We start from the raw sequence: 24,109 nt of genomic DNA, 5'->3' as shown, positions 1-24,109 counted from the left end.
TCTTTTGGGTAGCTTCATTTGTTATCTGCTTATCATCTAAGAAGTAAGCTCTTATAAACTAATCAGTTCTATCTTGATAACTTTAACGTAAAGCCTCAAAGTTTGTGACGTAGCCTTTCTCCCTCAATATATCATCAAAACAGTCGAGCCAGGTTTTGATGAGCAGTTCGTTGCAGCGTGTTGTTTTCATCACGACGCAGTAATCAATGTGATTGTTAAAGTCCTGTGGTCTTAACGCTTTCATTCGACCGCTGTCTAGCCATTGTTTGGCGTAGAAGCTTGGCAAGTAGCCAGTAAATTCATCAGTCAAAATCAAGAAAGCCGTTGCTTCTTTATCATCGGTCGTCGCCTTGGTGTTATAACGCGACCACTCAACACCATTAGAATAGTTCGATTGTATTGTCGGGAGCTGCAAGATATCCGTTTTGCTGATGTCGAGATAGCTGCGTCTGAAGATGGTGTGGTTGCTTGACGCGTACAAATACTCTTTTTCTTTGTAAAGGTCGAGATAGGTCAACCCGGCGTCAGGCGTTGTCCTCTGCATGACGGCAATGTCGACTTCATCATGACTGAGCTTCTCTTTCGCAGCTTGGCTGCTTCCCATCGTGAGGTACAGGTTAATGTTGGGAAACTTTTGGCTGACCTTCTGTAAGGTATGGGTGACCAGCATCTCTTGGTGATTAATAAAGTTGTCGTCGATGTAAATACGTAACTCGCCACGGGTAGTTTCATCGATGGAATTGATCACATTAGTGAAGTTATCAATCCCTTCATGCAGGGCCAAGTAGGCACGATAAATCACTTCCCCTTCAGGTGTTAGCTTGAAGCCGCCTCTCCCCCTTTGGCACAGGGAAAATCCAAATCGAGTTTCTAAATCTGACAGCGCGATGCTGATGGTTGCTTTGTTTTTGCCTAGTACGTCTTGGGCCGGTGTAACGCCATTATTCTCAACCACCACTTTAAAGATGTTCAGTAGGCGTAAATCAGAGTGGGAAAATTGATTAATCGTTTTCTTAGCCATTGCTATCTCTAGTTAGTTTGAAATAAGCAAACTTACGTTTTGGTAAATGCAATTTAATGCGAGCAAGGCGGTATGTAAAGTAGATGTTACTACTTTGTTTAATTGCTGTTTTGGCTACATGTCGTAACGGCAGATAAAAAGGAACGTTAACATGAATGGAGCACTCACCCCGAATCAGTTGGATTCTCTCTGGATGCCGTTTACGGCGAATCGTGAGTTCAAAAGTAATCCGCGATTAATGACTTCTGCATCAGGTTGTTACTTTACCGATCAAAACAATCGCAAGATCTACGATTCGCTGTCTGGTTTATGGACTTGTGGCTTAGGCCATAACAATCAATATATTAATGAAGCCATAACCAAGCAATTGGCCACATTAGATTACGCCCCTTCGTTTCAATTTGGTCACCCCACTGCATTTGAGTTAGCTGAACGGATTGCAGACTTGATGCCTAAAGGTTTGGATAAAGTGTTCTTTACCAATGATGGTTCAGAGTCTGTCGATACGGCTCTGAAAATGGCGCGCGCATACTGGCGTAAGAAAGGTATGGCGAGCAAAACCAAGTACATCGGCCGAGTAAAAGGCTATCACGGTGTGAATTTTGGTGGAGTGAGTGTTGGTGGCATCGTTGGCAACAAGGCACTTTATGGGCAAGGCTTGGATACCGATCACTTATCACACACCATCATTCCCGGTAACGAGTTTCAAAAAGGGTTACCAGCTCAAGGGGCTTACTTAGCTGAGCAGCTTAATGAAATGATCGCTTTGCATGATGCCAGCAATATTGCTGCTGTGATCATCGAACCTGTTGCGGGTTCAGCGGGCGTGTTGCCACCTCCTGTGGGCTACCTGCAAAAGGTTCGAGAGATCTGTGATAAGAACAATATCTTATTGATCTTTGATGAAGTTATCTGCGCATTCGGACGAATGGGTGCTTACAGTGGCGCAGAGAAATTTGGTGTCACGCCAGACATTATGACCACAGCGAAACAGTTAACCAACGGGATTATTCCGATGGGTGCTGTGATCTGCCAAAGTGAAATCTACGACGCTTTCATGGCAAACAGTGGCGATATCAGCGCGATTGAATTCCCTCATGGTTACACCTATTCCGCATCGCCGGTTGCGTGTGCTGCTGCGATGGCCACGCTCGACGAACTCGAAAATCAAAACATCATGGAACGAGTGAATAGCCTCTCTCCTCTGTTTGAAGAGTCGGTCCACTCTCTGCGTGATCTTCCCTACATCAGCGATATCCGCAACTACGGATTAGCTGCCGGAATTACCCTGACACATAAAGACGGTTCACCAGTAAAACGACCTTACGAAGCGGCGATGCGCATGTGGGATAAAGGGTTCTACCTACGATATGGCGGCGATACGGTTCAACTGGGCGTCCCATTTATCACCACCCCTGATGAGATTGATCGACTGGTTAATGCACTAGGCGAAAGCATTGAGAACAAATAGACAAGGAGAAGGTAATGAACATTATTGGTCACTATATTAATGGACGCGTGGTAGAAACCAGTGAGAATTTCTTAGATGTCGACTGCCCATCAACAGGAGCAGTGGAGTCTAAGTTGGCAATGGCTGATAGAGCCTTGGTCGATGAAGTCATCACCATTGCTCAGCGAGCACAACAAGACTGGCGTAAAACCCCACCAGCAAAACGCGCACAGATCTTCGCTAAATTTAAAGTGTTGGTTGAAGACAACGCAGAGAAACTATGCGAGTTGATAGGTAAAGAGCACGGCAAGATAAGCCATGACGCGATGGGGGAGCTGATCCGCGGGATTGAAAATATTGAGTATGCTGCCGGGGTTCCTGAACTGCTTAAAGGTGAATTCAGTAAAGATGTTGCAGGCCAAATTGATTCTTGGAGTCAATTTGAACCGCTTGGGGTCGTGGTAGGCATCACGCCATTTAACTTCCCGGCGATGGTGCCGCTTTGGATGTATCCGATGGCGATTGCTTGCGGCAACAGTTTTATTCTCAAACCTTCTGAACGCGTGCCTTCAGCGCAGCTATTCCTAGCTCAGCTTCTTCAACAAGCGGGCCTGCCAGATGGTGTGTTCAATGTGATAAATGGCGACAAGCTGGTGGTAGACGCACTGCTAGAAGATCCACGAGTGGAAGCTGTCAGCTTTGTAGGTTCCACACCGATTGCTCATTACGTTTATCAAGAAGCCGCGCGTTATGGCAAGCGATGTCAGGCATTGGGTGGTGCAAAAAACCACGCGATTGTGATGCCAGATGCCGATTTGGATAATGCCGTGGACCAATTGATTGGAGCTGCTTTTGGTTCCTCTGGTGAGCGTTGTATGGCGCTATCCGTTGCTGTGGCGGTTGGAGATGAAGTTGCAGACGCACTGATTGCCAAACTGACAGAGCAGATGCGCTCGATCAAAGTTGGCCACTATGCCGAGAAAGAGAACAGCTTTGGTGCGGTTATCAGTCAAGAGCACAAACAACGTATCGAAGAGCATATTACGTCATCGGTTGAGCAGGGGGCGCGCCTTGTTGTCGACGGACGCAACATCCAAGTGGCTGGATGTCAGGAAGGGTACTACGTCGGCGCGACTTTGATTGACCATGTCACCACAGAAATGACTAGCTACCAAGCGGAAATCTTTGGCCCAGTGCTGCAAGTGATTCGTGTTGAGTCAATGGATCAAGCCGTGCAAATTATCAATGACAACCTATACGGCAACGGCACGTGTCTATTTACCCGAGATGGTGAAGCGGCGCGCTACTTCAGTGACGAAATTAAAGTGGGCATGGTCGGCATTAATATCCCTCTACCTGTCCCTGTGGCGTACCACAGCTTTGGTGGTTGGAAGCAATCGCGATTTGGCGACCTGTGTATCTATGGGCCAGATGCTATTCGCTTCTACACCGATCGTAAAACCATCACTCAACGCTGGCCATCTTCCGGTGTGCGTGAAGGTATCAAGTACTCATTCCCAAGCTAAATTTCCCTAATGAGTTGTTCTAACTCATCTTTCTACCGGCTTAATGCCTTATTAAGCCGTCTTTTTGACAAGGAAGGAACTATGAAAACTAACAAGTTATTAAAGTCAGTAGCACTCGCAGCGATCGGTTCATGTGTGGCATTTAACGCAGCCGCTGAGCGTTTCATTTTGGCTCAAGCTTATCCAAACGACCACATTTTTAACTTTGCTGCTGAGACGTTCATGCAAGAGCTTAAGGAAACAGGCTCTGATTACACACCGCAATATCACTCTGGGGGCGATCTCGGTGATTGGCAGTCTCAGTTCGAGCAAGCGGTTGATGGGGTGATCCCGATGACCATTTCATTTGGTGCGTCTGAGTTCGATAAACGCCTAGATCTGACCTGGCTCGGTTACGTTGCCGACGATTGGAACAGCGCTAAACAGATCTATGGTCTGAAAGGTGGGATGCTCGATATCTACAATGACATCTTTGCTGATATTGGCCTTCATGCACTTGGCATCGTACCGACGGGTTTTGGTTCTATGGCTATCCGAAAAGGGGTAGGGAAAGTGCCTGTCGAGTTCCCAGAAGATACCAAAGGGCTGAAAATTCGTACGGTCGATGTGCCTGTCGCGGTTGACCGTTTTGCAGACTGGGGATTCTCAGCGGTACCTATGCCTTATGGTGAGTTGTACACCTCTCTTCAACTTGGCGTGATTGATGGCCGTGGATTTGGTCCTTCGATCGAAATCTGGCAAATGCGTGATGTACTAGAGACTTACATTCTTACCAAAGATTACTTTGAGCAAGGATTCTTTCTGGTGAACAAAGATTGGTGGGACGGATTGCCAGACGAAGAACGCAACAAGATGCAACAAGCGGCTGATAAAACCATGCAAGTTGTTTGGCAAAAAGCAGAACAAATTGATGCTGATTACCTGGAGAAAGTAAAAGGAGCGGGCATCAAAGTAGTCTCACTTACTGACGCGCAAATGGATAAAGCGAAGGCCAGTATTTACAGCAACGAATGGCCAAGTATGGAGAAAACGGTAGGTAAAGACATCATGGATCAAGTCTATTCCGTCTCCGGTGTTCAGAAGTAGTGATGTGAGGCAATTATGAACGACTCTCTTGCACAGCGTGATGTGCCTGCTTTTTACAGCGTGTGTGATTTCTTAGAAATGTTGTTGCGATTCATCATGATTAGCTCGGTTATTAGCTTGTCACTATTGATGTTCTTTCAAGTAATCCTGCGCTACGTGTTTGATTCTCCATTCACTGGTATCGAAGAAGTCGCATTGTTACTTGGGGTATGGGTTTATTTTTCAGGTATGGCCTACGCAACTAAGACGAAAGAGCATATCACAGGGGGAGTCATTCATCTTATCGTCGACAATCCAAGGACCATCGAACTGATTAAGCTGTTTGGATATCTTGTCTCTCTCAGCGCACTGATGTTCTTCTCTTATCTTGCTATGGAATATGTGATGAAAATTTATGACAGGGGGCGGTTAAGCACCAACCTAGCGTGGCCTCGCTGGGTGTGGTCTTCTTCGATGGTGTTTGGCTTCGTCCTTTCTTCGCTCTATTTGTTACTCGATATTGGTCGTGACGTTCGCGAACTGTTTAAACCGGAGGACAGATCATGACCTTATTTATTCTCGCAATGGCAGTCACAGTCGTGCTGCTGCTTATCGGTGTCCCTGTCGCATTTGCTTTTGGGGTAGGCGCACTACTCTTTTCTTATATCACCGGTAGTAACATCTCGTTCTTGCTGCCGCATGGTTACAACACCGTAGCTAGCTTTTCACTGTTAGCGTTGCCATTGTTTATCTTTTCCGGTTTTGTTATGGCCGAAAGTGGCATCTCTGAACGTATTCTCAACTTCATTAATGCGTTTGTTGGGCGTATCAAAGGCGGCTTGGGGGCTGTGACCGTGATCAGTTGTACTCTGTTTGGCGCTATTTCAGGAAGTTCGACGGCCGCCATCGCAGCCATTGGCAAAATCATGATTCCACGAATGGTCAAAGAGGGCTACCCAGAAGGGCACGCCACTGGTTTGGTTGCCTGTTCGTCGGTGTTGGCGTTACTGATCCCACCATCTATACCTATGATCATTTTCTCGATTACTAGCGGTATTTCTGTGGGAGCGGCATTCCTCTCTACCATAGTTCCAGGGCTGTTACTCGCTCTCTGGTACTGCGTACTCAACCACTTCATCTTGAGAAATGAGCAGGGTATCCAAGTACATAAACCCAAGTCTTACAAAGCTCAGTTTCAAAATATCCAACAAACGGGAAGAAAAGCAACGTTCGCTCTTCTTATGCCAATCATTATTTTAGGCACCATATACAGTGGCTTGGCGACACCGACGGAAGCAGCCTCTATTGCTGTGGTTTACTCGGTTGTCATTGGCCTCATGGTGTACAAAGGTATCAGCTTCAAACAGCTAATGGATATTACTGTCAGTTCAGTAGCGATGACAGGATCCATTATCGCAGTGTTGTTCTTTCTATTTGTTATGAGTCGCGCAATGGTATTTCAGCAAATACCGAATCAGATCGCGGATGCGTTGCTGCAGATTAGCGATAACAAATTGGTATTACTCTTATTGATCAATGTGTTGTTGATGCTGATAGGCATGATAGTAGACGATATTTCCGGCAGTATTCTTGCTGCGGTTATTTTCCTGCCAATCATTAAGGCACTAGGCATCGATCCGATTCATTTTGCTGCTATCGTTGGCGTTAACTTAGGATTGGGGAACATCTCACCACCGTGCGCGCCTATGCTGTTCATGGCTGGGGGAGTGGCTAAGCTCTCGCTCGACAAATACATTAAACCAACCATGAAGCTGATTCTGCTTGGGCATCTGCCTATGGTGCTCATCGTAACCTTCATCCCGAGTCTTTCCTTGTACCTGCCAAGCGTACTGCTTTAATAAGCTGAAATACGAAAGCGATTCTTGGGCGCATGTGTTGAGCAAGTTTTTAGCGAAAGGGTATCTAACGCATTACTACTCAGACGACTCGAGATTTAGATACAAAAATGCCTCCGTTTTTGGAGGCGTTTTCAAATTAAGATCTGATGGTCTCTTTATGCTTTTATTACATGGCATGGAAGACTAAGAACTTCAATATCAGTTGTCCATTTTGCTCTTAATGCCGCTGCACCTACAAGAGATAATACTGATGACTCACTTATCGCATTGCTAGCTTCAAAGTCAACTAATGATTTAATGAATGCATTAACGCCAATAACTGCATCATCGGCATGGCTCAAGCCCTTTGCACTAGCTGTAACGAAAGCTTCCCATAAGAAAATACCGTTATTGGCCTGAAAACGCTCCCACGAGAACTCAGCTTTCGGAGCGTAACCTAAAGTCTCACTTATCGTATTCATAACCCATAAAACTTCAACCAGACCTGTTGCCAGCGCTCCAGTTCCAGCTCCAGCACTCCAACTACGATTACCTTCTCCATTTCTTGCTGAGTTTACTCTTTTAGGCTCTTTACGCATTGGAACAAAAAGCGGACATTCAAAGCCGATGGCGACTTTTTCATTTCTATGTATAGCTTCAGATATCTGCCTTGCAAAGTCTTCAATTTCTGTGCCTGTAATGAGTTCACGTTGGGCAGAGATTTTGGCTGCCCAGCCAAACTTTTTCGCACTTATCGAGCCAACATCAGCGCAAAATATTGATAAATTATTCATTATTGTCTTCAGTGGTGTGTTGTTCTGTTTATAATTGAATAATGTCCTATTAACTATTGAACGCAACGCATAGTAAAAGTTCCAAGTGTTGTGAGTTACGTTTAGCTCGTGAAGAGCTTCCTTACGAATCTTTTATTGAGCAAAATTAAAGAAGTATTCTTTGAAGCCTCAACTAGCTACCCTTTGACCAAGAAAGAGCAATTGGCTCTCTAGGTCAGAGATATATCTTTTGGATACATTCCTATTTAAGGTTGAAACTTTTTTGCAAGTCTGATGATTCACTTAAATTGCCCTTTAGGGTATTAACACTTGCTTAAGTGGTTGCCAAAACACTACAACATCTGCGTCTCATATACGATTAGTACTGCAAACCAAAACTATCACGCGTCGGCGGTAGGCTTGAAGCGCTTGTTATGCATCGACTCTATGAAACCCGAATTTATACTCACTTGAATGTAGAGCAACAATATAAATTTTGATGTTTGCTTTCTTTAGGACAACATTTGACATCAGATTGCTTTTCAGCCAACTTGGTGCTTTTTCTGCTATATAAATTGCGTTAATGCAAGATGGATCATAGAGCAGCTTATTACCGCCTTGTTCTGAGATAAATCGTACTTCATTTTCATAAGACCAGCTTTGCTCTTTGCGGGTGAATGCTTCTAATATTTCATACGAACATTCTCGTGAACCATCAATAATTGACTGCATGAATGTTTTAAGTTTTACAATCGGTAGCTTCCCATCTTCGGCGTACTTTATAAGTGAATTTGCCAATTTGATACCATTTTTCTGTTCAATTGAAGCTTTGAGTTTTTCAAAGTTATACTCAACACAAAAACCTTTAAATCCATTTGCATAATGTGACCACATCAGCATGTTGTTTAAAGGTGCAGGATGTTGATGATTATCTTTGGCTAGGGAAAGTGAAAGTATTTTGAAGTCATTCTTATGCTCATCATAATAGTTTTCTACTCTCTGAGAAGCCTTTGAATCAACATATTCTGAGAACTTTACACCAGTGTCCTTCTCATATTCTTCTCGATAAGCCTTAGCCTCTTGCTCAGGAGAAATAGAGTCATTTGGTTCTTTTGAGAAAACTGATGCTAAAAACTTCTCACGAAAATCATCATCAATACCTTCTACTGAAAATGATGCGTATCCTTCATAAGGATCATTTAAGGCAGATAAACTTGAGAACCACAAATAATCTTCGAAAAATGAATCAAGATCATTCTCATTTCCAGCTCTAAATTTAAAAACTCTTATATTCTTGGGCATTATTATGAATCTCAATTAGATGTATAACATAGAGATAATGGGCGACCAACACATAGAAACCGGAGTATTGGAAACCCAGGCCGAGACTTTCAATTGTTCTATTCTATGCTATTAAATTTTCTAATAAAGTTAGAAACCTCAGGTGACATCAAAAGCCTAGTTTCAGGTAGAGTATCTTCGTATTTTTTTAGGTAAAATTCTAAAGGCTGATCAGTGCCCGTAACTCTAATTTCACCATCTATTCGGTCAAATATGATTGGCGCATTGCCGCCCATATAAGTTGAAATGTCATTAGGGTCGAAACCTTTGTATTGATAAAAAAATATCCAACCATAAGGCTTATCTATGACTTCTGATACTTCAGCAATTCCATCTGTGTAAACGTCGATCCATGTAGAGACAATTTTAAAAGCTTGATTAAAGTTCATAGATCGATGTTCTCAATTTGCGTATAACATTCTTAATAACAGGCATCCTCGTTTTTAGTTTGCCTGACTTTCGTGCAATTTATCATAGATAACTAAAAGTTAAAGAGAATGTATCGATATGTGTATTCTTACATCACACAAATACATGCCTGCTAGCTATCGCTTTTTATCAATGTGCGCTATCCAAGAAGTGAAAAACGCAAACTGGCTAATAAGCAGTAACTTATAAAAACATTTACTGATAAAGCTAGACTAGAACTCATCTAGACACGCCATTTTTAATTTAGAAAGTGGCCCAAATAAAGCATCAAACTCATGATAATTAAATTAGGAGCATAGAATCAGAAAGGCGTGAGAGTCTTGGTAGAGGAAAACTCTTAAACACTGTGGCATGAGTTCAAATGTTAAATAGGAACAGGGCGCTGTCGATATTTGGAAATGAGTTTGTATGACTTGGCATAAGCCATCCAGCAGCACCCATTGATCGTTTTTTCAACCAACCAGATGCGCTGAATGTAGAGCTTAACTTTGCGTTTGAGTGGCTAAACTGAATACATCACCGTTGCTTCGCCGTCGACTGCGACTTCACCGTTCGCGTTCAATACCTGAGTCGATATCACTGCGATGGGTTTGTCGTCGCGTACGCTAGTCACTTCCACTTTGGCTGTGACGGTTTCGCCTACAAAGATAGGGCGAACAAACTTCAAGGATTGCCCTAAATAGATGCTGCCAGCTCCGGGTACTTTTGAGGCCAATAGGCCAGAGATAAGGCTAGATGCCAGCATGCCATGTACGATTGGGCGCTCAAATTGCGTGGTTTTAGCGAAATCTTCATCTAAATGGATTGGGTTGTAGTCCTCTGAGACACTCGCAAACGTTTCGACGGTTTGTTTATCCAGGGTCTTTTCTATGGTGGCAGCTTGGCCGATTTCTGGCTTCATTATGCGGACTCCTTTTCCAATTCTACTTCTTGTGCGATGACATCTTGAATGCGTTGTTTCACGTATTCACCTGGCGCGTCGAGTTCACCATCAAGTTCACGAGCTTCAATCATTTCAGAGAAGTTACGCTCATCAACCCAAGTTTGCCAATGCGCCCACCATGAGCCTTGATGTTTGTCGGCACTAGCAAGCCATTGAGAAGGCGCTTGGTCGTTATTGTCGTTGGTCCAGAAGCCGTATTTATTTGAGTCGGCGTGATTCATTGGTCCAGCAATGTGCCCGCTCTCGGTGAGGACAAACTTGTTGTCTCCACCTAATAGTTTAGTGCCTTCAAAATTGCCATCCCACAGGGCGATATGATCATCAATGGCAGATAGGAAGTAGGCTGGTGACTTAACCTTACCCAAATCGATAGTCACGCCATCAATCACCAGTTCGCCTTTGGCGAGTCGATTTTCAAGATAGCACTGACGTAGTAGTTGGTTATGAGTCGCGGCAGTCACGTTGGTGTTGTCACAGTTCCAGTAAAGCAGGTCAAACGCCATTGGGCTTTCGCCTTTCAAGTAATTGGAGATGTAGTAGTTCCAATACAGGCTGTTTTCACGGAGCAGACTGAATGACACCGCCATTTGGCGACCGTCCATATAACCGCGTTGGTTGTTTTGCGCTTCAATGCTGCTGATGATTGGGTCATTGATGAACACGCCTAGTTCACCGGGTTTAGTGAAGTCGAGAATGGTGGTGAGCAGAGTGACCGATTTAATACGTTGCTTGCGGCGTTTACCTGAAAGATAAGCCATGGCTGCGACTAAGGTTGTGCCACCAATGCAGTAGCCAATGCCATTGACTTCACGCTCACCAGTGACATTTTCAATTGCATCAAGCGCGGGTAATACGCCTTGAGTAACGTAGTTGCCGAAGTCGACATCTCGCATTTGTGCGTTCGGGTTTACCCAAGAGATCATAAACACCGTGTGACCTTGGCTGACTAACCATTTCACGTAAGAGGTCTCAGGGTTAACGTCCATGATGTAATACTTGTTGACGAAGGGTGGCACGATCAGTGTCGGGCGTTTATAGACTTGCTTTGTGGTTGGCTTGTATTGAATCAGCTCAAACATCTCATTTTGGAACACGATCTTCCCTGGTGTCGAAGCAATGTTTTCACCCAAGGTGAACTGGTTCTTATCCGTCATGCGAATGTTGAGGATGTCAGCACTTTGCTCCAAGTCTTGACGAAATTGCTTCATTCCTTGGATAAGGTTTTCGCCGTTACTGTCCATGGTCAGCTTGAGTATCTCGGGGTTGGTCGCAACAAAGTTACTTGGCGACATGGCATTGAGGTACTGGCGAGTGAAAAATGAGAGGCGCGTTTTGGTCTCGTCATCCAAACCCTCACTGTTTTCTACTGATTGCTGAATGTTGTCACAGGCGAGTTTGTAGCTCTCTTTGATGTAGCGATAAAGCGGTGTGTCGTTCCAAGAAGGGTCACGGAAGCGGCGATCGGTCTCTTTGGTTTGTGCTTGATTACCAAGAATACAATCGTTGAGCAAATTGACCTGTTGTGTCCACCAATTCATCTGCTGCTCAACCATATTGGTTGGGTTCTGCACCATTGAGTTTGCCCACTTTGTAAAGTCTTCTGATTGGGTTTTCATCAATGTGGATTGTGTTGGCTGACCTAGGTTGTCCATCCATGCTTGCCCATATTGGGACATAAGATCCATCATACCTTCAAAGGGCGATTTATTTTCCATTCTGACATCCTTGTAAGAAGTGATGCTTACCGTTGAGCTTCGCCATTAACCGACAAACAATAAATTAAGCACTTTTCGCAGTTTTAACCGCAGAAGCCGTTAGCTCATCAGCGGCAGATTTAAAATCTTGACCAAGTTGGGTCAGCTTTTGGCTATCTTCCATTAGTTGCTGTGAGATTTTGCTCGCGACTTCCATCTGTTTTGAGCCGTAAGCAGGGATGTCTTGTGGCTGCTTTAATGAAGCGAGGCTTTGCAAAGATTCATTACCAAGCGCGCTGTATGCTTGTAGGCTATCAAGTTGAATCTTGGTCAGTGTCTCGATGTTTTTAGTCACTAGCTGATTGAAGTTGTAGAACGGGTTAGTTACAGACTCTAGCTGTGAAGTGAAGGCTTTAAAGGTTTCCTGAGTAGACATAGTTTCATTCCTTGTACTAAGCAAATGGGGGAAGTGAGTATTCACTTCTAATGCAAGTTATCGTTCGAAATGTTGCGCAACAGTTAACATATTGATCAAGATCAAAGCGAAAGTCATCCTGTTAAATGAGTGGAAAATCGCTCCAAAAATCGATGAATTTAAACATTTGTTTGAATTTTTTGTTTGAACGCTCAAACTCCAAAGAGGTAGGTGGATTCAAGCGAAGTTTAATATGAGTCGCGTTTAATACAGCGCGCGCAATTCAGGAGATGAATTAGCATAAATGTGAAGTTTGTCACGTTATAGGTTTGGTTTAACCAGAGTGGTGAGCGCGAGTTGAACAAGTAGAGTGCGATAGATGGGCTCTACCACTAGAGATTTTGAAGCTCTAGCGGGGGAGTGAATCTAGAAGAAGGCCAACCTTTTACTTCAGGTGTCTGCCACCATCAAGGTGCAAGGTTCTTCCTGTCATGTAGTGACTGGCCAATACATACTTGATGCCATCTACTATTTCTTCAAAGCCGGCCTCTGCAGGAATCAAAGCTTTTTGTAGAGCCTTAGCTTTGTAAGCATCGTCATCATGATCATTGAACTTGATCATCGCCGGAGAGACGGTGTTTACTTTAACCTTGGGAGCCAACATGGCAGAAAACGAAAGTGTTAGGTTGTTGAGAGCGGCTTTACTTGCGGCGTACGCGATATGCTTTTTACTGCCTTTCTCCGCGACGTAATCACTGATATGGATGATGTCTGAGGTTTCGTTACCAGCCATCAATTGGTTTTTGAGTGTTAAGTTGACAAGATAGGGCACGCTCGCATGTACCGTCATCATCTGGTTCATGATTTGAGAGGCGTTCTCACTCGGTTTTTGTTTGTTTTCTGGCTTCCAATCAGAAGCATTATGTATGACCGCTCGAAGTGTTCTGTACTCTTGAGCAACGTAATGAAGAAAACCCTCTACGCTGCCTTGCTGATAAAAGTCTACCTGTTGTAAGTCAGCTCCACAGTCGCGCAACTGTTTCAGTTGAGGATAGTCGCTTCGGTAAGTGCCGATCACTTTGTATCCATCCGACAAAAGTTGCTGAGCCAGCGCGAACCCTAGTCGCTTGCCCACGCCGGTTATTAGAATTGTCTCACTCATCGTAAAAACTCAGCTCTGGTTTGAGGGTTAGTTTTGAAGATACCACCCAACGCAGTTGTCGTGGTTTCAGAGTTGGCATCCATAACGCCTCTCGATTTCACACAGTAGTGAGTGGCTTTGATGGTTACTGCAACGTTCTCTGTTTCAACCAATGCTTGTATTGCGACTAAGATTTGTTGCGTGAGACGCTCTTGAACCTGCGGGCGCTGAGCAAAGAAGCGAACAATACGATTGATTTTCGACAGCCCCAGTATTTTAGACTCAGGGATATAGGCCACTTGTGCTAGGCCGTCGATGGTGATGAAGTGATGCTCGCACGTCGAGGTTAAGTCGATGTCGGACACTTTAACCATCTCATCGACGGACATTTTGTTGTCTATGACGCTGATTTTTGGGAAGTTATTGTAGTCTAGCCCTGAAAATATTTCGTGTATGTACATCTTTGCAATACGATGTGGCGTCTCAGCGAGACTGTCATCGGTTAAATCCAATCCTAGTGTGCTCACTACTTCCGTTAGCAGCCCTTTGATGCGATTGTACTTTTGATCACTGTTCATTTCGCTCGGTGTCATTGGCGTTTCAAGCCCTTTGGCGAGCAAAGCTTGTCTTACTTTTTCTGCTTCTGTGGTTAACATTGCCTCGCTCCTTATGAATTGTTGTCTTGGTCTGCTTCATAGCTCAAGGTGAGCGAAACGGAATCCGCAAAACGAAGTGCGTGAGGTTTGTCAATTCTTACTTGAGCGTACTGCACCCAAGGGTGGTCGATACAGATACCGAGTACGTCACTGGTTAGCTTTTCTAATAGCAAAAATCTTCCAGATTCGACATGATGAATGATCTTTTTGCAGATGTTTTTATAATTAAGCGCATTGTCCACATCATCAGCGAGACATAAGTTGTTTGCTGGATAGTGGATTTCTGCGTTGATAACGATGTCTTGTTGCTTGGTTTTCTCTTCTTCGTTGAAGCCGATAAAGGTTCTTAGTCGGAGATTTGTAATGGTGATAATGGCGTTGTGATTCATAACAGTGTCCAATCCTTAGAAAGTGAAGTCAGTTACGTGCTTGTTTTGAGAAAAGATCAATAAAACTCAGGCGACTCAGTGCTCTGATTAAAATGTTTAAAGGCGCTATGTGAAATCGAGCTCAAAAGGGATAGGGACGGTTTTCTGGCTCAATTGGTCGAAGTTATCCCAGAGCTGCTGATAAGAAACGTCGAGAGTAGGGTGGCGTTTTTGAGCAGCGATATCGACAAGTGGTCGTAGCACAAAGGCATATTCGGTGATTTCACCTCTAGGCAGTTCTACTCCGTCAATGATGCCTACCAAATCGTCGTAAAGAAGGATGTCGATATCCATTGTTCGTGGTGCATACGCTTTGGTCTCACGCTGGCGACCATTCTCCAATTCGATTTGACGTAGAATGCTTGATAGTTCAGCAACTGGAAGAGCGCATTCAAAGCCGACGACAAGGTTAAGGAAATTGTCCCCTTCAAATCCAACAGGTACACAATCGTAAAACCTAGAAACCCGTAGAGGAGCGAACCGATCCTCTAGTGCTTTAAGAGACGCTGTAACGTGATGTTCTCGGTCAATGTTACTGCCGATGCTTACATAAACGGTGGCCATAGAATTTTCTTCCCTTTTTGGGCAACCAGTTACGTTTCATTTTGCAGTTAAGATCAGGTGTAGCTCTTTTTAGTGTCAGAAAGTTAATGGAGGTATGATTCTAGGTTGGAGAGAGGCGCGCCTGTATTAGAACGTACCAAGGGAGATTATTCAGTTCGGCATGACAATCGAGTTTAAATAAACAGATACATGGTATGGAACAGGTTGCCTTTTTATCGAGATATTACGTGTTCAACATATCGCTGATATCGGTTTATTAGATTCACGGTAGCCCAGTGTTTGTTTTAATGCTCAGTCCGTTGATTAGATGCGTTGCTGCGACATATATTCAAGAAAACAAGCTACTCTACGCGTCTGTCGGTTTTCCGGGTCATAGTACATATACACGTTGGGCGCTTCGCACCAATGTTGTTTTAGGATGGGGACGAGTTGCCCACTTAACAGTTCGTCTTTGATGGTTGCATCCATCAGGTAACCAATGCCAATTCCTTTTAGTGCACAGTCAACCATGACTTTTGAGTTGTTTACCACCATGGCTGTATTTGATGGCAGTAATGAAACAAGTTCACTGCTCTTGTCTTTCATTTTGTGTAAACGTATGGGTAGAAGCTTTTGACTTGATGGGGCTCGAAACTGGATGATTGAATGTTGCTGAAGCTCATCGACAGCAGTTGGTTTACCAAAACGGGTAACATAATCAGGAGAGGCGAACAGCGCTAATTCTGTTCGTTTTTCTCCTCTATTGAGGCGCTTAGCAATCATGCTGTCATTGACCGTTTCTCCGAAACGAAAACCAACATCAAAGTGCTGTTCAACCTGACTGTCGAAAGAGTCAGATAGGGTAATTTCGAGCTGAATTGCCGGATATTGCAACTGAAAATCCATAAGCACGTCTTTGAGAAAAACGTCATAAATGTCTCTTGCCATATTTAGCGACAAGCTGCCACTGGGTGCTTTGTTATGGTCGCAAATAAGCTCTATCGCGTTTGTTAAGTCGTCAACACTAGGGTGAATCAACTCATACAATCGTTTTCCTACTTCAGTTGGTGAGATAGCTCGGGTAGTACGATTAAATAACGGCTCGCCGACATTCTTCTCTAATACTTTTAATGAATTACTCACAGATGCGGAGCTGATACCAAGCCGTCTTGCAGCCTTACTGATATTTCCTTCTTCATAAATCGTCTTAAAAGAAATCAATTGGTTGTAAGTAATATCATTTTTAAATTCTTGCACTACGACTCCAATTGTTAGCTTTAAGTTGATATTGATTCAGCTTAACACCTTCTAGTTATCATCTGAAGTTACATATAGCCTAATAAACACACTTATTAAGAACGATAGCTGATTATCGAATACATCAGATGTGCAGGAGTTATAGACATGACAAATCCATTAAGTGAAGAGCAAAAAGCTACGTTAGCGGTGGTGGCAAAAGGCTACGTGAGCCTGCCTACTGACAGAGCGCCAATTTTAGAAACCCCAGAAAAGTACGGCCTTGAATACGAAGATGTTAGATATATGACCGAAGACGGTGTTGAGCTGGCGGCATGGTTTATACCGAAATCAGGTTCAGACAAGCTGATTATTTGTAACCATCCTGCGACTCTTAATCGTTATGGTTTCCCTGGTCATAAAGCTCCTTGGAGCCAGTTTCAAGACATCGAAGTAAAATTCGGTAATGTTCATAAGGCCCTTCATGATGCTGGATACAATGTACTTGCATACGACTTGCGTGGTCACGGTGAAAGTGGCGATGCTAAGAACAACTCGTGGGGACAAGGCTTTGGTGACGAGCATAAAGATGTCATCGCTACGTTTGACTACGTGAAGTCGCGCGAGGATTTACGACATATGATCATCGGGCTTTTCAATCCTTGTGCTGGTGGTAATGCTGCAATCAACGCGCTGAATAAATACCCTGAATATGCTGAAAACGTAAAAGCATTTGTCTGCGCCCAGCCAGCTTCTATCAACATCATGTCTAAAGTTGCAGTAGATGGTATGGGGCTAGGTGCATTTTTTGATGTGTTTGCTGAAGAAGTTGAGAAAAACATAGGCATCAAACTTGATGACATGACACCACATAAATATGTGCAAAACTTCCACATCCCGACATTTATTGTGCAAAACAAAGATGATATTTGGACAGTGCCTGATGATGTACAAACTACCTTTGACTTGATTCCAACAGAGGAAAAGAAACTGCACTGGATTGAAGACGGTGATACCAGACGCTTTGTCGGCTACAACTACTGTGGTGACCATCCAGAGCAGATGATTGAATGGTTTGATCGCTATATGAACATTTAAGCAATAAGAGACGTGGGATGTTGATTTTAAGGATATGAAGATTGCTAACCTCGAAATCTCACCGCGACAAAATATTTCCTCCTACTGGCGGTCCATAAACGCCCAACAGCTGACACTACTGCACGTTGGGCGAAATGTGACGGCAGCTTTGTGAATCTTTCTCTAAGGTTTAGAAAGAGCCCTCAGTAAAACTTGTACCGTTTTGGTGTTTTTAGGGCGTTATTTTCTTGCCGTAATACTTCTATACGCCATGTCTGTTAGGTAATCGTTCAAGCGGTGTGATGCAGCGACGGCCTCTTCTGCATCAGTATGGCTTACCGCTCTCAATACAGCAGCATGGTGAGACGAGGCATCTACAAGATCAGAATTTTGATTTTTGTAGGCAAACCAAAAGCGGCGTGATAAGCCTTGAAGAGGAGCCATTGCTAACTGCAGATACTCATTTGCTGCGGCTTTGACCAATAAAATGTGGATTTCTTTCAGTAGCGTCGCATATTTTAGGTCGTCTTGGTTTTTTGCACACTCCTCAAGCTTGTCTGCAAGTATCAACATTTGCTGTTTCTCTTCGACACTCGCTCTGGCAGACGCATATTTCACACACAAGGCTTCGATATCACGGCGAACCTCAAGAATCTTAAGCTGACTTTCGACCGAAATAGGTGGGATTTGGATCCCTCTGCGAGCATGGATCTCTACCATGCGTTCGTATGATAGACGTTGAAGAGCTTCTCTTACTGGCGTCCGACCAAGATCCATTCCTTCGGCAAGCTGCTTTTCACTCACCATACTTCCAGGTTCCAGCTCTCGGAAAATAATCATTCTTTCCAATTGGTTATAAGCCACATCAGTCTTATTTGCGTTGTTTATGGACATTCTACGCGCTATTCCTTTGATCAATTTTTTAGTGAGCGATCTCACGATAACCAGTTTCGCTATTGTACCACAAAAAAAAAGGGAATATATTTCAAACACACAACTGATATATCAGATGAACATCAGTTATCTATTAGCGAGGTGAGTATGAAAGATTGGAAAATTGTTCGTCGTTTTGAACAAGTACCGGATCTGCCAATTTTGGCTGAAGTTGATGTACTAGTGATCGGTGGTGGTGCTGCTGGTGTAGCTGCTGCTGAAACAGCTGGCTCTATGGGGAAAGACACTTGGTTAGTTGAAAAATATGGCTTTTGTGGTGGAGCAGCAGTAGCCGGTTTGTCGGGTACTATTTGCGGTATGTTCATGGCTTCAGACGAAGAGAATGCTCAACCTGAACAAGTAGTATTCGGATTCACTGAGCGGTTCCGTCAAGAGCTGAAGAAACGCAATGGAGTCACTGAACCTCAAAAATATGGAAAGACATTTACTGTTACCCATGACCCTTTGATATGGCGTGAAGTCGCCGACGATCTACTTGAAGATGCTGGTGTTACGACTCTTTTCCATACATCAGTCACGGGTGTGATCATGGAAAAAGATACGTTCAAAGGTGTAGTCATCGAATCCAATGCTGGTCAAAGTATCATCCTTAGCAACATGATCGTTGATGCATCCGGTGATGCTGCGGTAATTGCTCGCGCAGGTATGGACTACTACTTCGGTGATCAAGGTCGTATCCAAAACCCGACGATGTTCTTTCGTATTGCTGATGTCGATATGGAGAAATATTTGGACTACTACGGCGATGATACGATATGCCCGCCAAAAGTGACCGAAAACATTCTCGCTGCTAATAAGAGCGGTGAATACACCTTACCACGTCATAAAATTTGGATTTTTCCAACCACTCGACCAGGCGAACTTATGGTCAACGCAACGCGCCTCGCCGGACAAGACGGCCGCATGTTGAATGTGATTGACCCTAAAGACTTTACAGAAGCTGAAGTTTTTGGTCGTCGTCAAGTTCGTGATTATGCCCGCTTCCTAAACCACTTTGTTCCCGGCTGTGAAAATGCCTACGTTGTCGATACTGGTGTTGAGGTCGGCATCCGACAAACACGCTCTATCGTTGGTGTCGAGACGCTAACTAATGATGATGTTATCAATTGCAACAAGCGAAAAGATGGTATCTGTCGCACACCTTGGCCAATTGAACTGCACTCAGGCGACAAACCAAAACTGCATTGGTTGATCAATGACTACTACGACGTACCTTACAACACGTTGGTCCCGATCGTTGGTGAAAACATTATCGCCGCGGGACGCTGCTTGAGTGCTGAACATGAGGCTCTCGCATCGGCACGAGTAACGGCGCAATGTTTTGAGTATGGGCACGCAGCAGGAATCGCAGCTGTAAAAGCAATTAACGAGAATAGACGAATCCGCGACCTTACGGGCGAGGAAATCCGCGCAGTCATGATTGAAAATGGCAGCGCTTTATAAGGAGAAAACCCAATGAAAGATACTGTGATCAAACGAGTTGAGCTCTATGCTGTAGCCGATCGCGATGCTCCACCGATCCCTTGGGCCGACAACCAAGAGCCGCTACTCTACACCAACAACATCGTGCGTATTATTTGTAACGATGGAACCGAAGGTGTTGGTGCGACTATCAGCTATACAGAGAACGATTTTGACCGTTGCATCATTGAAGCTATGCGTACCATTGTGCCTGGGCTAATTGGAAAGAATCCATTAATGACGGATGAACTTAACACATGGTTAGGCGCGCGTTGTTCTTGGGGTGGTCTGCCAGCCAAGTCACCCATTGATATTGCTGCATGGGACATCAAAGGTAAGAAAGCGGGCATGCCACTATATATGCTGCTAGGTGGCGCACGCCATAAAATGAAGTCTTATGCATCTACTCCTATGTTCGACACGGTTGAAGAGTACTTCCCATATGTTGATGACTGTATTGAGCATGGATTTACCGCAATAAAACTTCATTGCTACTGCGTATATGAAAAAGATGTAAAACTGGTAAACGCGATTCAAGAGCGATACGGCAAGACTGGTATTCGATTCATGCTCGATACGGCTACTTTCTATACACCAGCAGAAGCAATGAAGATGGCTAAGCTGATGGAAAGTTACGATTGGGAGTGGTTAGAAGCGCCGGTTTCTGACTATGACTACAAAACCTATCAACGTTTAGTCGATAAAACGGACCTAGAAATATCAAGCCATGGCAATTGCCTACTGACACTTCAAGAAGTGACTTATGCGTTAGGCAATGGTTTTTGGTCAGATGTTCGTCAAGACGCAACAGTTTGTGGCGGCATTACTCAGCTTAATAAGTGTTTTGCGATCGCTGAAGGTCATTCTAAAAACTTAGAAATACAGAGTATGGGTTACACCATTACGCAAGCGGCCAACCTACATGTCGCCCTTGCACACAATAACTGTAAGTTCTTCGAACAGTTTTATCCATACGAAAGCTTCGAGCTTGCTTCTAAAACACAAATCCGTACAGGTCGAGACGGTTTCGTTCACGCACCAGAGGGTAATGGTTTAGGCGTTGAGATGGATTGGGACGCTGTAAAAGAAGCATCGATCGCTACCTATGTATTCGAATAATTAAAACAAAATTGACGTGAAACAGTTGTTCTCCTCTCAGAGGTGTGGGGAGAATAACAAGGAGTCCTCTATGGAAACTTACAACTCTAGCAACTTCGACCGAACTACGGTCTTAATCTCTTTGATCATTATAAGTGGGCTATCAGTCTTCTTCCTAACAGATACTGAGCGCGCTATTAGCATCGCTGGTGATATATTTACCATGATTGCTTATAACCTCGGCACCCCTATCTTATGGTTCGGTTTTGCCATGGTCGTTGTCTCGGTTTACCTAATGGTGAGCAAATACGGCAACATTCGAATGGGTAATGAAAAACCGGAATACTCCAATTTTGCTTACATTACTATGATGGCTTTGGCCGGTGTAGGCTCAGGTACTGTTTATTGGGCGTTCTTGGAGTGGTCGTACTACATTAAAACACCACCATTTGCCATTGAAGCGGGATCGGTGACAGCGCATGAATGGGCAGTCACTTACTCTTTACACCACTGGGGTATTACGGCTTGGGCGCTTTATGCTATCAGCGCTGTGCCTATCATGTACTCTTACTATGTTCGCAAAAATCCATCGCTAAAAATCAGCGATATCATAAAAGGCATGATTCAAAACCAAGCGGTAGGTAAAGTTGTTGGTCGTATCATCGATATTACTTACCCTATTGCTTTAGTCTTTGGCCTGATTATCGTACTTGCTTTGGGCGTGCCAATCGTGTCTGCGGCAGTGGCGCAATTAACTGGGTTGCAAGACACCCTGATGCTTAAACTTGGAATGCTCGGCATTGTTGCTGCTTTGCTTATTGTCAGCTCTTTTGTCGGTATCGAGAAAGGGATGAAAAACATCTCAAGCTCTGGAACTTATTTCCTAATTGCTCTGGTTATTTACATCCTTATTTTTGGTCCGACTCTGTTCATCTTGGAGAATACCAGCACTTCGATCAGTCTGTGGGCGTCTAATTTCATCCATATGAGCCTTTATACGGATGCAATTACTCAAGACAAGTTCCCTCAAAACTGGACTGCTTACTTCTGGGCTTACTGGATGATCTTCATTCCTTTGATGTGTATTTTCATCACAAAAGTATCGAAGGGACGCACGCTGCGTGAAGTCATCGCTTGTATGGTGGGAGGCGGTACTGTCGGTACTACAATCCTATTTTCTATCGTGGGTTCATTCATGATGAAAACTCAGCTAGACAAACAGGTGAACATTAGCCAAATGGTATCAGATGGCCAAGCCAGCCAATCGATTGTAGAAGCGCTAAACACATTGCCTTTCTCATCACTGATTTTGGTTGTATTTATTGTTTCCACCTTCCTATTGTTGGTTACCACGTTGGATGGTTCTGTGTTTACCGTTGCTTGTCAAACTCAACACGTGCTCGATAAAGATAAGAACCCAGCAAGAATGCTGAAGATCTTCTGGTGTCTGGTTATTATCGCAATTCCAGCTGTATTCATCATAGTGAAAGCACCAGTAGGCTCTATGCAATCGGCGATATTGATATTTGCAGCACCCTTACTTGTTCTGGTGAGCTTTATGTTGATGAAGACGTTTAAATATATGAATGAAGATTATGGGCAATTCACAGCTCAAGAGATTCAACGTATGCATCAGTTAAAAGTGTCACCAAAAAAAGCTGGTAACGAAAAAGAGGCTGTTGATGCAGAACCTGTATTAAGCTAGACCTCACGTAACAACAAGTCATTTACGCCTGCGTGTAAATGACTTGTCATTTGTCGTTATGACAACCCTCGCTTTGCTTGGTTAACTCTAAACCGTCTAAGCTTGCATGAACCCCGCAATAGAAAACGTACTCTGAACAGTGATTGTTTGAATCATTTGCGAGTAGTTTGTTACCCTGAATCACCACCTCTAACTCACAATCAATACCATATTCAGGCTCACTGTAACGATATAAAAGTTTATCGCCTGACAGTTTCATACTAAGAGGCCCATCACTATCTTCACTAGGTGAGCCAACAGAACAAATGTGAAAGTTGGTTCCCCAAATTAGACCTTCAACAAGGACGTTGTTAGATGATTTAGAGAGGTTTAAATATGACTGTTTAATCTCTGATTCTTCGGAAGCAAGGCTCGTGATTTCTTCACTCTTAGAGTAACAGCCTTCGATTGATGGCTGTGTTGTTGAATGGAATATAGAAATAACGACAACGACTACGAGCAACACGGGTAAAACGACTTTCATTTTCTTTTCTTGTTGGTTCAATTGCATCTATCTGATTGTAAAACGACTCCCGTTAGACAGTCATTCAACATCCAGAGGTAATAGTCCTTATTACTGGTCGCAAAGAAGTTTCCAAATAACTATCATAAGAAACGTAACATGCCGTAGCGATGATTTGTTCACTTGTGGCGCCTTGCTGAATAACTTGACGTAAAGTTATGTACAACTCTCTTGTTCTGTCGCTATCCTCGCGACCATCGATTGTTTCAGCAAAAGACCATTCGTCTAAATCGAGACTCATGGCTTCGAGAATTTCTGGAGTGCCATCACCACTATTGAAGCTACCAAAGGGAACATCAAAGTCTAAAGCTACAGGATAACCTTGGTCGAATAAGATTCCATTATGAATATACCCATTCTCTAGACCACCATCACCTTCATTAATTACCGCAATGCTGTGCTGAAGATCGACAGTACTTTTCATAGCGCCAGCAAAACCCTCTAAGGTGCTTGCTCGAGAGTCGGAGCTGATCGATAGAAATCTTGGTAAAGCAATAACCGAAATTATGCCAATAATCACGATGATAACTATCAACTCAAGGAGCGTGAAACCTTTGCGTGTGCGGTGAGTATTAGGTTTTAACTTGAGCAATGCGGTAAGCTTCCTTTCAAATCGGGTTAATCTAAACTTTAAACGCAGTATGAATGATATTAGTACTGTATGTCATGGTGTCTTAATATTCGAGCAAGATATTACTCATATTTTAAAAAAATTAGAACTTCTGATAACTCTATACATCGTATTTTAGGTGT

Annotated in this window: 24 protein-coding genes; 9 read left to right on the top strand and 15 right to left on the bottom strand. The window is 43.7% G+C overall.

Annotated elements, in window-relative coordinates; genetic code table 11:
- Window positions 1-82: 82 nt before the first annotated feature.
- Window positions 83-1,021, bottom strand: coding sequence for a LysR family transcriptional regulator (locus FIV04_RS22895; RefSeq protein WP_152470747.1), 939 nt, complete (start codon window positions 1,019-1,021; stop codon window positions 83-85).
- Between the two features lie 151 nt (window positions 1,022-1,172).
- On the opposite strand from FIV04_RS22895, the gene FIV04_RS22890 reads away from it, so the two are divergent.
- The 5 genes from FIV04_RS22890 to FIV04_RS22870 all read left to right on the top strand — a co-directional run bounded on the left by FIV04_RS22890 (window position 1,173) and on the right by FIV04_RS22870 (window position 6,921).
- Window positions 1,173-2,492, top strand: coding sequence for an aspartate aminotransferase family protein (locus tag FIV04_RS22890; protein ID WP_152470746.1), 1,320 nt, complete (start codon window positions 1,173-1,175; stop codon window positions 2,490-2,492).
- 14 nt (window positions 2,493-2,506) lie between these two features.
- Window positions 2,507-3,997 carry a CoA-acylating methylmalonate-semialdehyde dehydrogenase gene (locus FIV04_RS22885; RefSeq protein ID WP_152470745.1) on the top strand — a complete coding sequence of 497 codons (1,491 nt, stop codon included), beginning with the start codon at window positions 2,507-2,509 and terminating at the stop codon, window positions 3,995-3,997.
- An 81-nt stretch (window positions 3,998-4,078) separates the two neighbouring features.
- The gene (gene dctP / locus FIV04_RS22880) at window positions 4,079-5,083 is read left to right on the top strand and encodes a TRAP transporter substrate-binding protein DctP (protein ID WP_152470744.1); all 1,005 of its coding nucleotides are present in this window, start codon (window positions 4,079-4,081) and stop codon (window positions 5,081-5,083) included.
- 15 nt (window positions 5,084-5,098) lie between these two features.
- The gene (locus FIV04_RS22875) at window positions 5,099-5,629 is read left to right on the top strand and encodes a TRAP transporter small permease (RefSeq protein WP_152470743.1); all 531 of its coding nucleotides are present in this window, start codon (window positions 5,099-5,101) and stop codon (window positions 5,627-5,629) included.
- Window positions 5,626-6,921 (top strand): TRAP transporter large permease, encoded by a 1,296-nt coding sequence (locus FIV04_RS22870; RefSeq protein WP_032550772.1) that lies wholly within the window; start codon window positions 5,626-5,628, stop codon window positions 6,919-6,921. Before FIV04_RS22875 ends, FIV04_RS22870 begins: the two co-directional genes overlap by 4 nt.
- A 155-nt stretch (window positions 6,922-7,076) precedes the next feature.
- Here FIV04_RS22870 and FIV04_RS22865 read toward each other — a convergent pair whose 3' ends face one another.
- The 11 genes from FIV04_RS22865 to FIV04_RS22815 form a co-directional block, all read right to left on the bottom strand.
- Window positions 7,077-7,694 carry a hypothetical protein gene (locus FIV04_RS22865; protein ID WP_152470742.1) on the bottom strand — a complete coding sequence of 206 codons (618 nt, stop codon included), beginning with the start codon at window positions 7,692-7,694 and terminating at the stop codon, window positions 7,077-7,079.
- Between the two features lie 411 nt (window positions 7,695-8,105).
- The gene (locus FIV04_RS22860; protein ID WP_152470741.1) at window positions 8,106-8,975 is read right to left on the bottom strand and encodes a DUF2971 domain-containing protein; all 870 of its coding nucleotides are present in this window, start codon (window positions 8,973-8,975) and stop codon (window positions 8,106-8,108) included.
- A 98-nt stretch (window positions 8,976-9,073) separates the two neighbouring features.
- Window positions 9,074-9,403 carry a hypothetical protein gene (locus FIV04_RS22855; protein WP_152470740.1) on the bottom strand — a complete coding sequence of 110 codons (330 nt, stop codon included), beginning with the start codon at window positions 9,401-9,403 and terminating at the stop codon, window positions 9,074-9,076.
- Window positions 9,404-9,945: 542 nt separating this feature from the next.
- A complete protein-coding gene (locus tag FIV04_RS22850) occupies window positions 9,946-10,344 on the bottom strand; it encodes a MaoC family dehydratase (protein WP_152470739.1) in 399 nt (132 codons plus the stop codon).
- Window positions 10,344-12,101, bottom strand: a complete 1,758-nt coding sequence (phaC, locus tag FIV04_RS22845; RefSeq protein WP_152470738.1) for a class I poly(R)-hydroxyalkanoic acid synthase — start codon at window positions 12,099-12,101, stop codon at window positions 10,344-10,346. Before phaC ends, FIV04_RS22850 begins: the two co-directional genes overlap by 1 nt.
- Window positions 12,102-12,165: 64 nt before the next feature.
- Window positions 12,166-12,516, bottom strand: coding sequence for a phasin family protein (locus tag FIV04_RS22840; RefSeq protein WP_004738385.1), 351 nt, complete (start codon window positions 12,514-12,516; stop codon window positions 12,166-12,168).
- A 424-nt stretch (window positions 12,517-12,940) separates the two neighbouring features.
- Complete coding sequence (folM, locus tag FIV04_RS22835; protein WP_152470737.1) at window positions 12,941-13,657, bottom strand: dihydromonapterin reductase; 717 nt, start codon at window positions 13,655-13,657, stop codon at window positions 12,941-12,943.
- Window positions 13,654-14,292 carry a GTP cyclohydrolase I FolE gene (folE, locus tag FIV04_RS22830; RefSeq protein WP_152470736.1) on the bottom strand — a complete coding sequence of 213 codons (639 nt, stop codon included), beginning with the start codon at window positions 14,290-14,292 and terminating at the stop codon, window positions 13,654-13,656. Before folE ends, folM begins: the two co-directional genes overlap by 4 nt.
- Before the next feature lie 11 nt (window positions 14,293-14,303).
- Window positions 14,304-14,681 carry a dihydroneopterin triphosphate 2'-epimerase gene (folX, locus tag FIV04_RS22825; protein ID WP_152470735.1) on the bottom strand — a complete coding sequence of 126 codons (378 nt, stop codon included), beginning with the start codon at window positions 14,679-14,681 and terminating at the stop codon, window positions 14,304-14,306.
- A 105-nt stretch (window positions 14,682-14,786) separates the two neighbouring features.
- On the bottom strand, window positions 14,787-15,284 hold the full coding sequence (gene folK / locus FIV04_RS22820; protein WP_152470734.1) for a 2-amino-4-hydroxy-6-hydroxymethyldihydropteridine diphosphokinase: 498 nt from the start codon (window positions 15,282-15,284) through the stop codon (window positions 14,787-14,789).
- Between the two features lie 303 nt (window positions 15,285-15,587).
- Complete coding sequence (locus tag FIV04_RS22815; RefSeq protein WP_152470733.1) at window positions 15,588-16,520, bottom strand: LysR family transcriptional regulator; 933 nt, start codon at window positions 16,518-16,520, stop codon at window positions 15,588-15,590.
- A 147-nt stretch (window positions 16,521-16,667) separates the two neighbouring features.
- On the opposite strand from FIV04_RS22815, the gene FIV04_RS22810 reads away from it, so the two are divergent.
- On the top strand, window positions 16,668-17,597 hold the full coding sequence (locus FIV04_RS22810; RefSeq protein ID WP_152470732.1) for a S9 family peptidase: 930 nt from the start codon (window positions 16,668-16,670) through the stop codon (window positions 17,595-17,597).
- 219 nt (window positions 17,598-17,816) lie between these two features.
- Here FIV04_RS22810 and FIV04_RS22805 read toward each other — a convergent pair whose 3' ends face one another.
- The gene (locus tag FIV04_RS22805) at window positions 17,817-18,470 is read right to left on the bottom strand and encodes a GntR family transcriptional regulator (RefSeq protein WP_150873111.1); all 654 of its coding nucleotides are present in this window, start codon (window positions 18,468-18,470) and stop codon (window positions 17,817-17,819) included.
- A 147-nt stretch (window positions 18,471-18,617) separates the two neighbouring features.
- Here FIV04_RS22805 and FIV04_RS22800 point away from each other — a divergent pair, with 147 nt between their 5' ends.
- The 3 genes from FIV04_RS22800 to FIV04_RS22790 all read left to right on the top strand — a co-directional run bounded on the left by FIV04_RS22800 (window position 18,618) and on the right by FIV04_RS22790 (window position 22,794).
- Window positions 18,618-19,973 carry an FAD-dependent oxidoreductase gene (locus tag FIV04_RS22800; protein ID WP_152470731.1) on the top strand — a complete coding sequence of 452 codons (1,356 nt, stop codon included), beginning with the start codon at window positions 18,618-18,620 and terminating at the stop codon, window positions 19,971-19,973.
- Window positions 19,974-19,985: 12 nt separating this feature from the next.
- A complete protein-coding gene (locus FIV04_RS22795) occupies window positions 19,986-21,110 on the top strand; it encodes a mandelate racemase/muconate lactonizing enzyme family protein (RefSeq protein ID WP_152470730.1) in 1,125 nt (374 codons plus the stop codon).
- 70 nt (window positions 21,111-21,180) lie between these two features.
- Window positions 21,181-22,794 (top strand): BCCT family transporter, encoded by a 1,614-nt coding sequence (locus tag FIV04_RS22790; protein WP_152470729.1) that lies wholly within the window; start codon window positions 21,181-21,183, stop codon window positions 22,792-22,794.
- A gap of 46 nt (window positions 22,795-22,840) precedes the next feature.
- Here the strand turns inward: FIV04_RS22790 and FIV04_RS22785 are convergent, their stop codons facing one another.
- Window positions 22,841-23,317, bottom strand: a complete 477-nt coding sequence (locus tag FIV04_RS22785) for a hypothetical protein (RefSeq protein WP_152470728.1) — start codon at window positions 23,315-23,317, stop codon at window positions 22,841-22,843.
- A 64-nt stretch (window positions 23,318-23,381) separates the two neighbouring features.
- Window positions 23,382-23,948 carry a prepilin-type N-terminal cleavage/methylation domain-containing protein gene (locus FIV04_RS22780; RefSeq protein ID WP_172974311.1) on the bottom strand — a complete coding sequence of 189 codons (567 nt, stop codon included), beginning with the start codon at window positions 23,946-23,948 and terminating at the stop codon, window positions 23,382-23,384.
- Window positions 23,949-24,109 lie beyond the last annotated feature (161 nt).

Origin of the sequence: Vibrio sp. THAF190c, from assembly GCF_009363355.1 — a bacterium.
Lineage (GTDB): Bacteria > Pseudomonadota > Gammaproteobacteria > Enterobacterales > Vibrionaceae > Vibrio > Vibrio fortis_A.
This window is presented reverse-complemented; position numbering and strand designations above follow the sequence as displayed.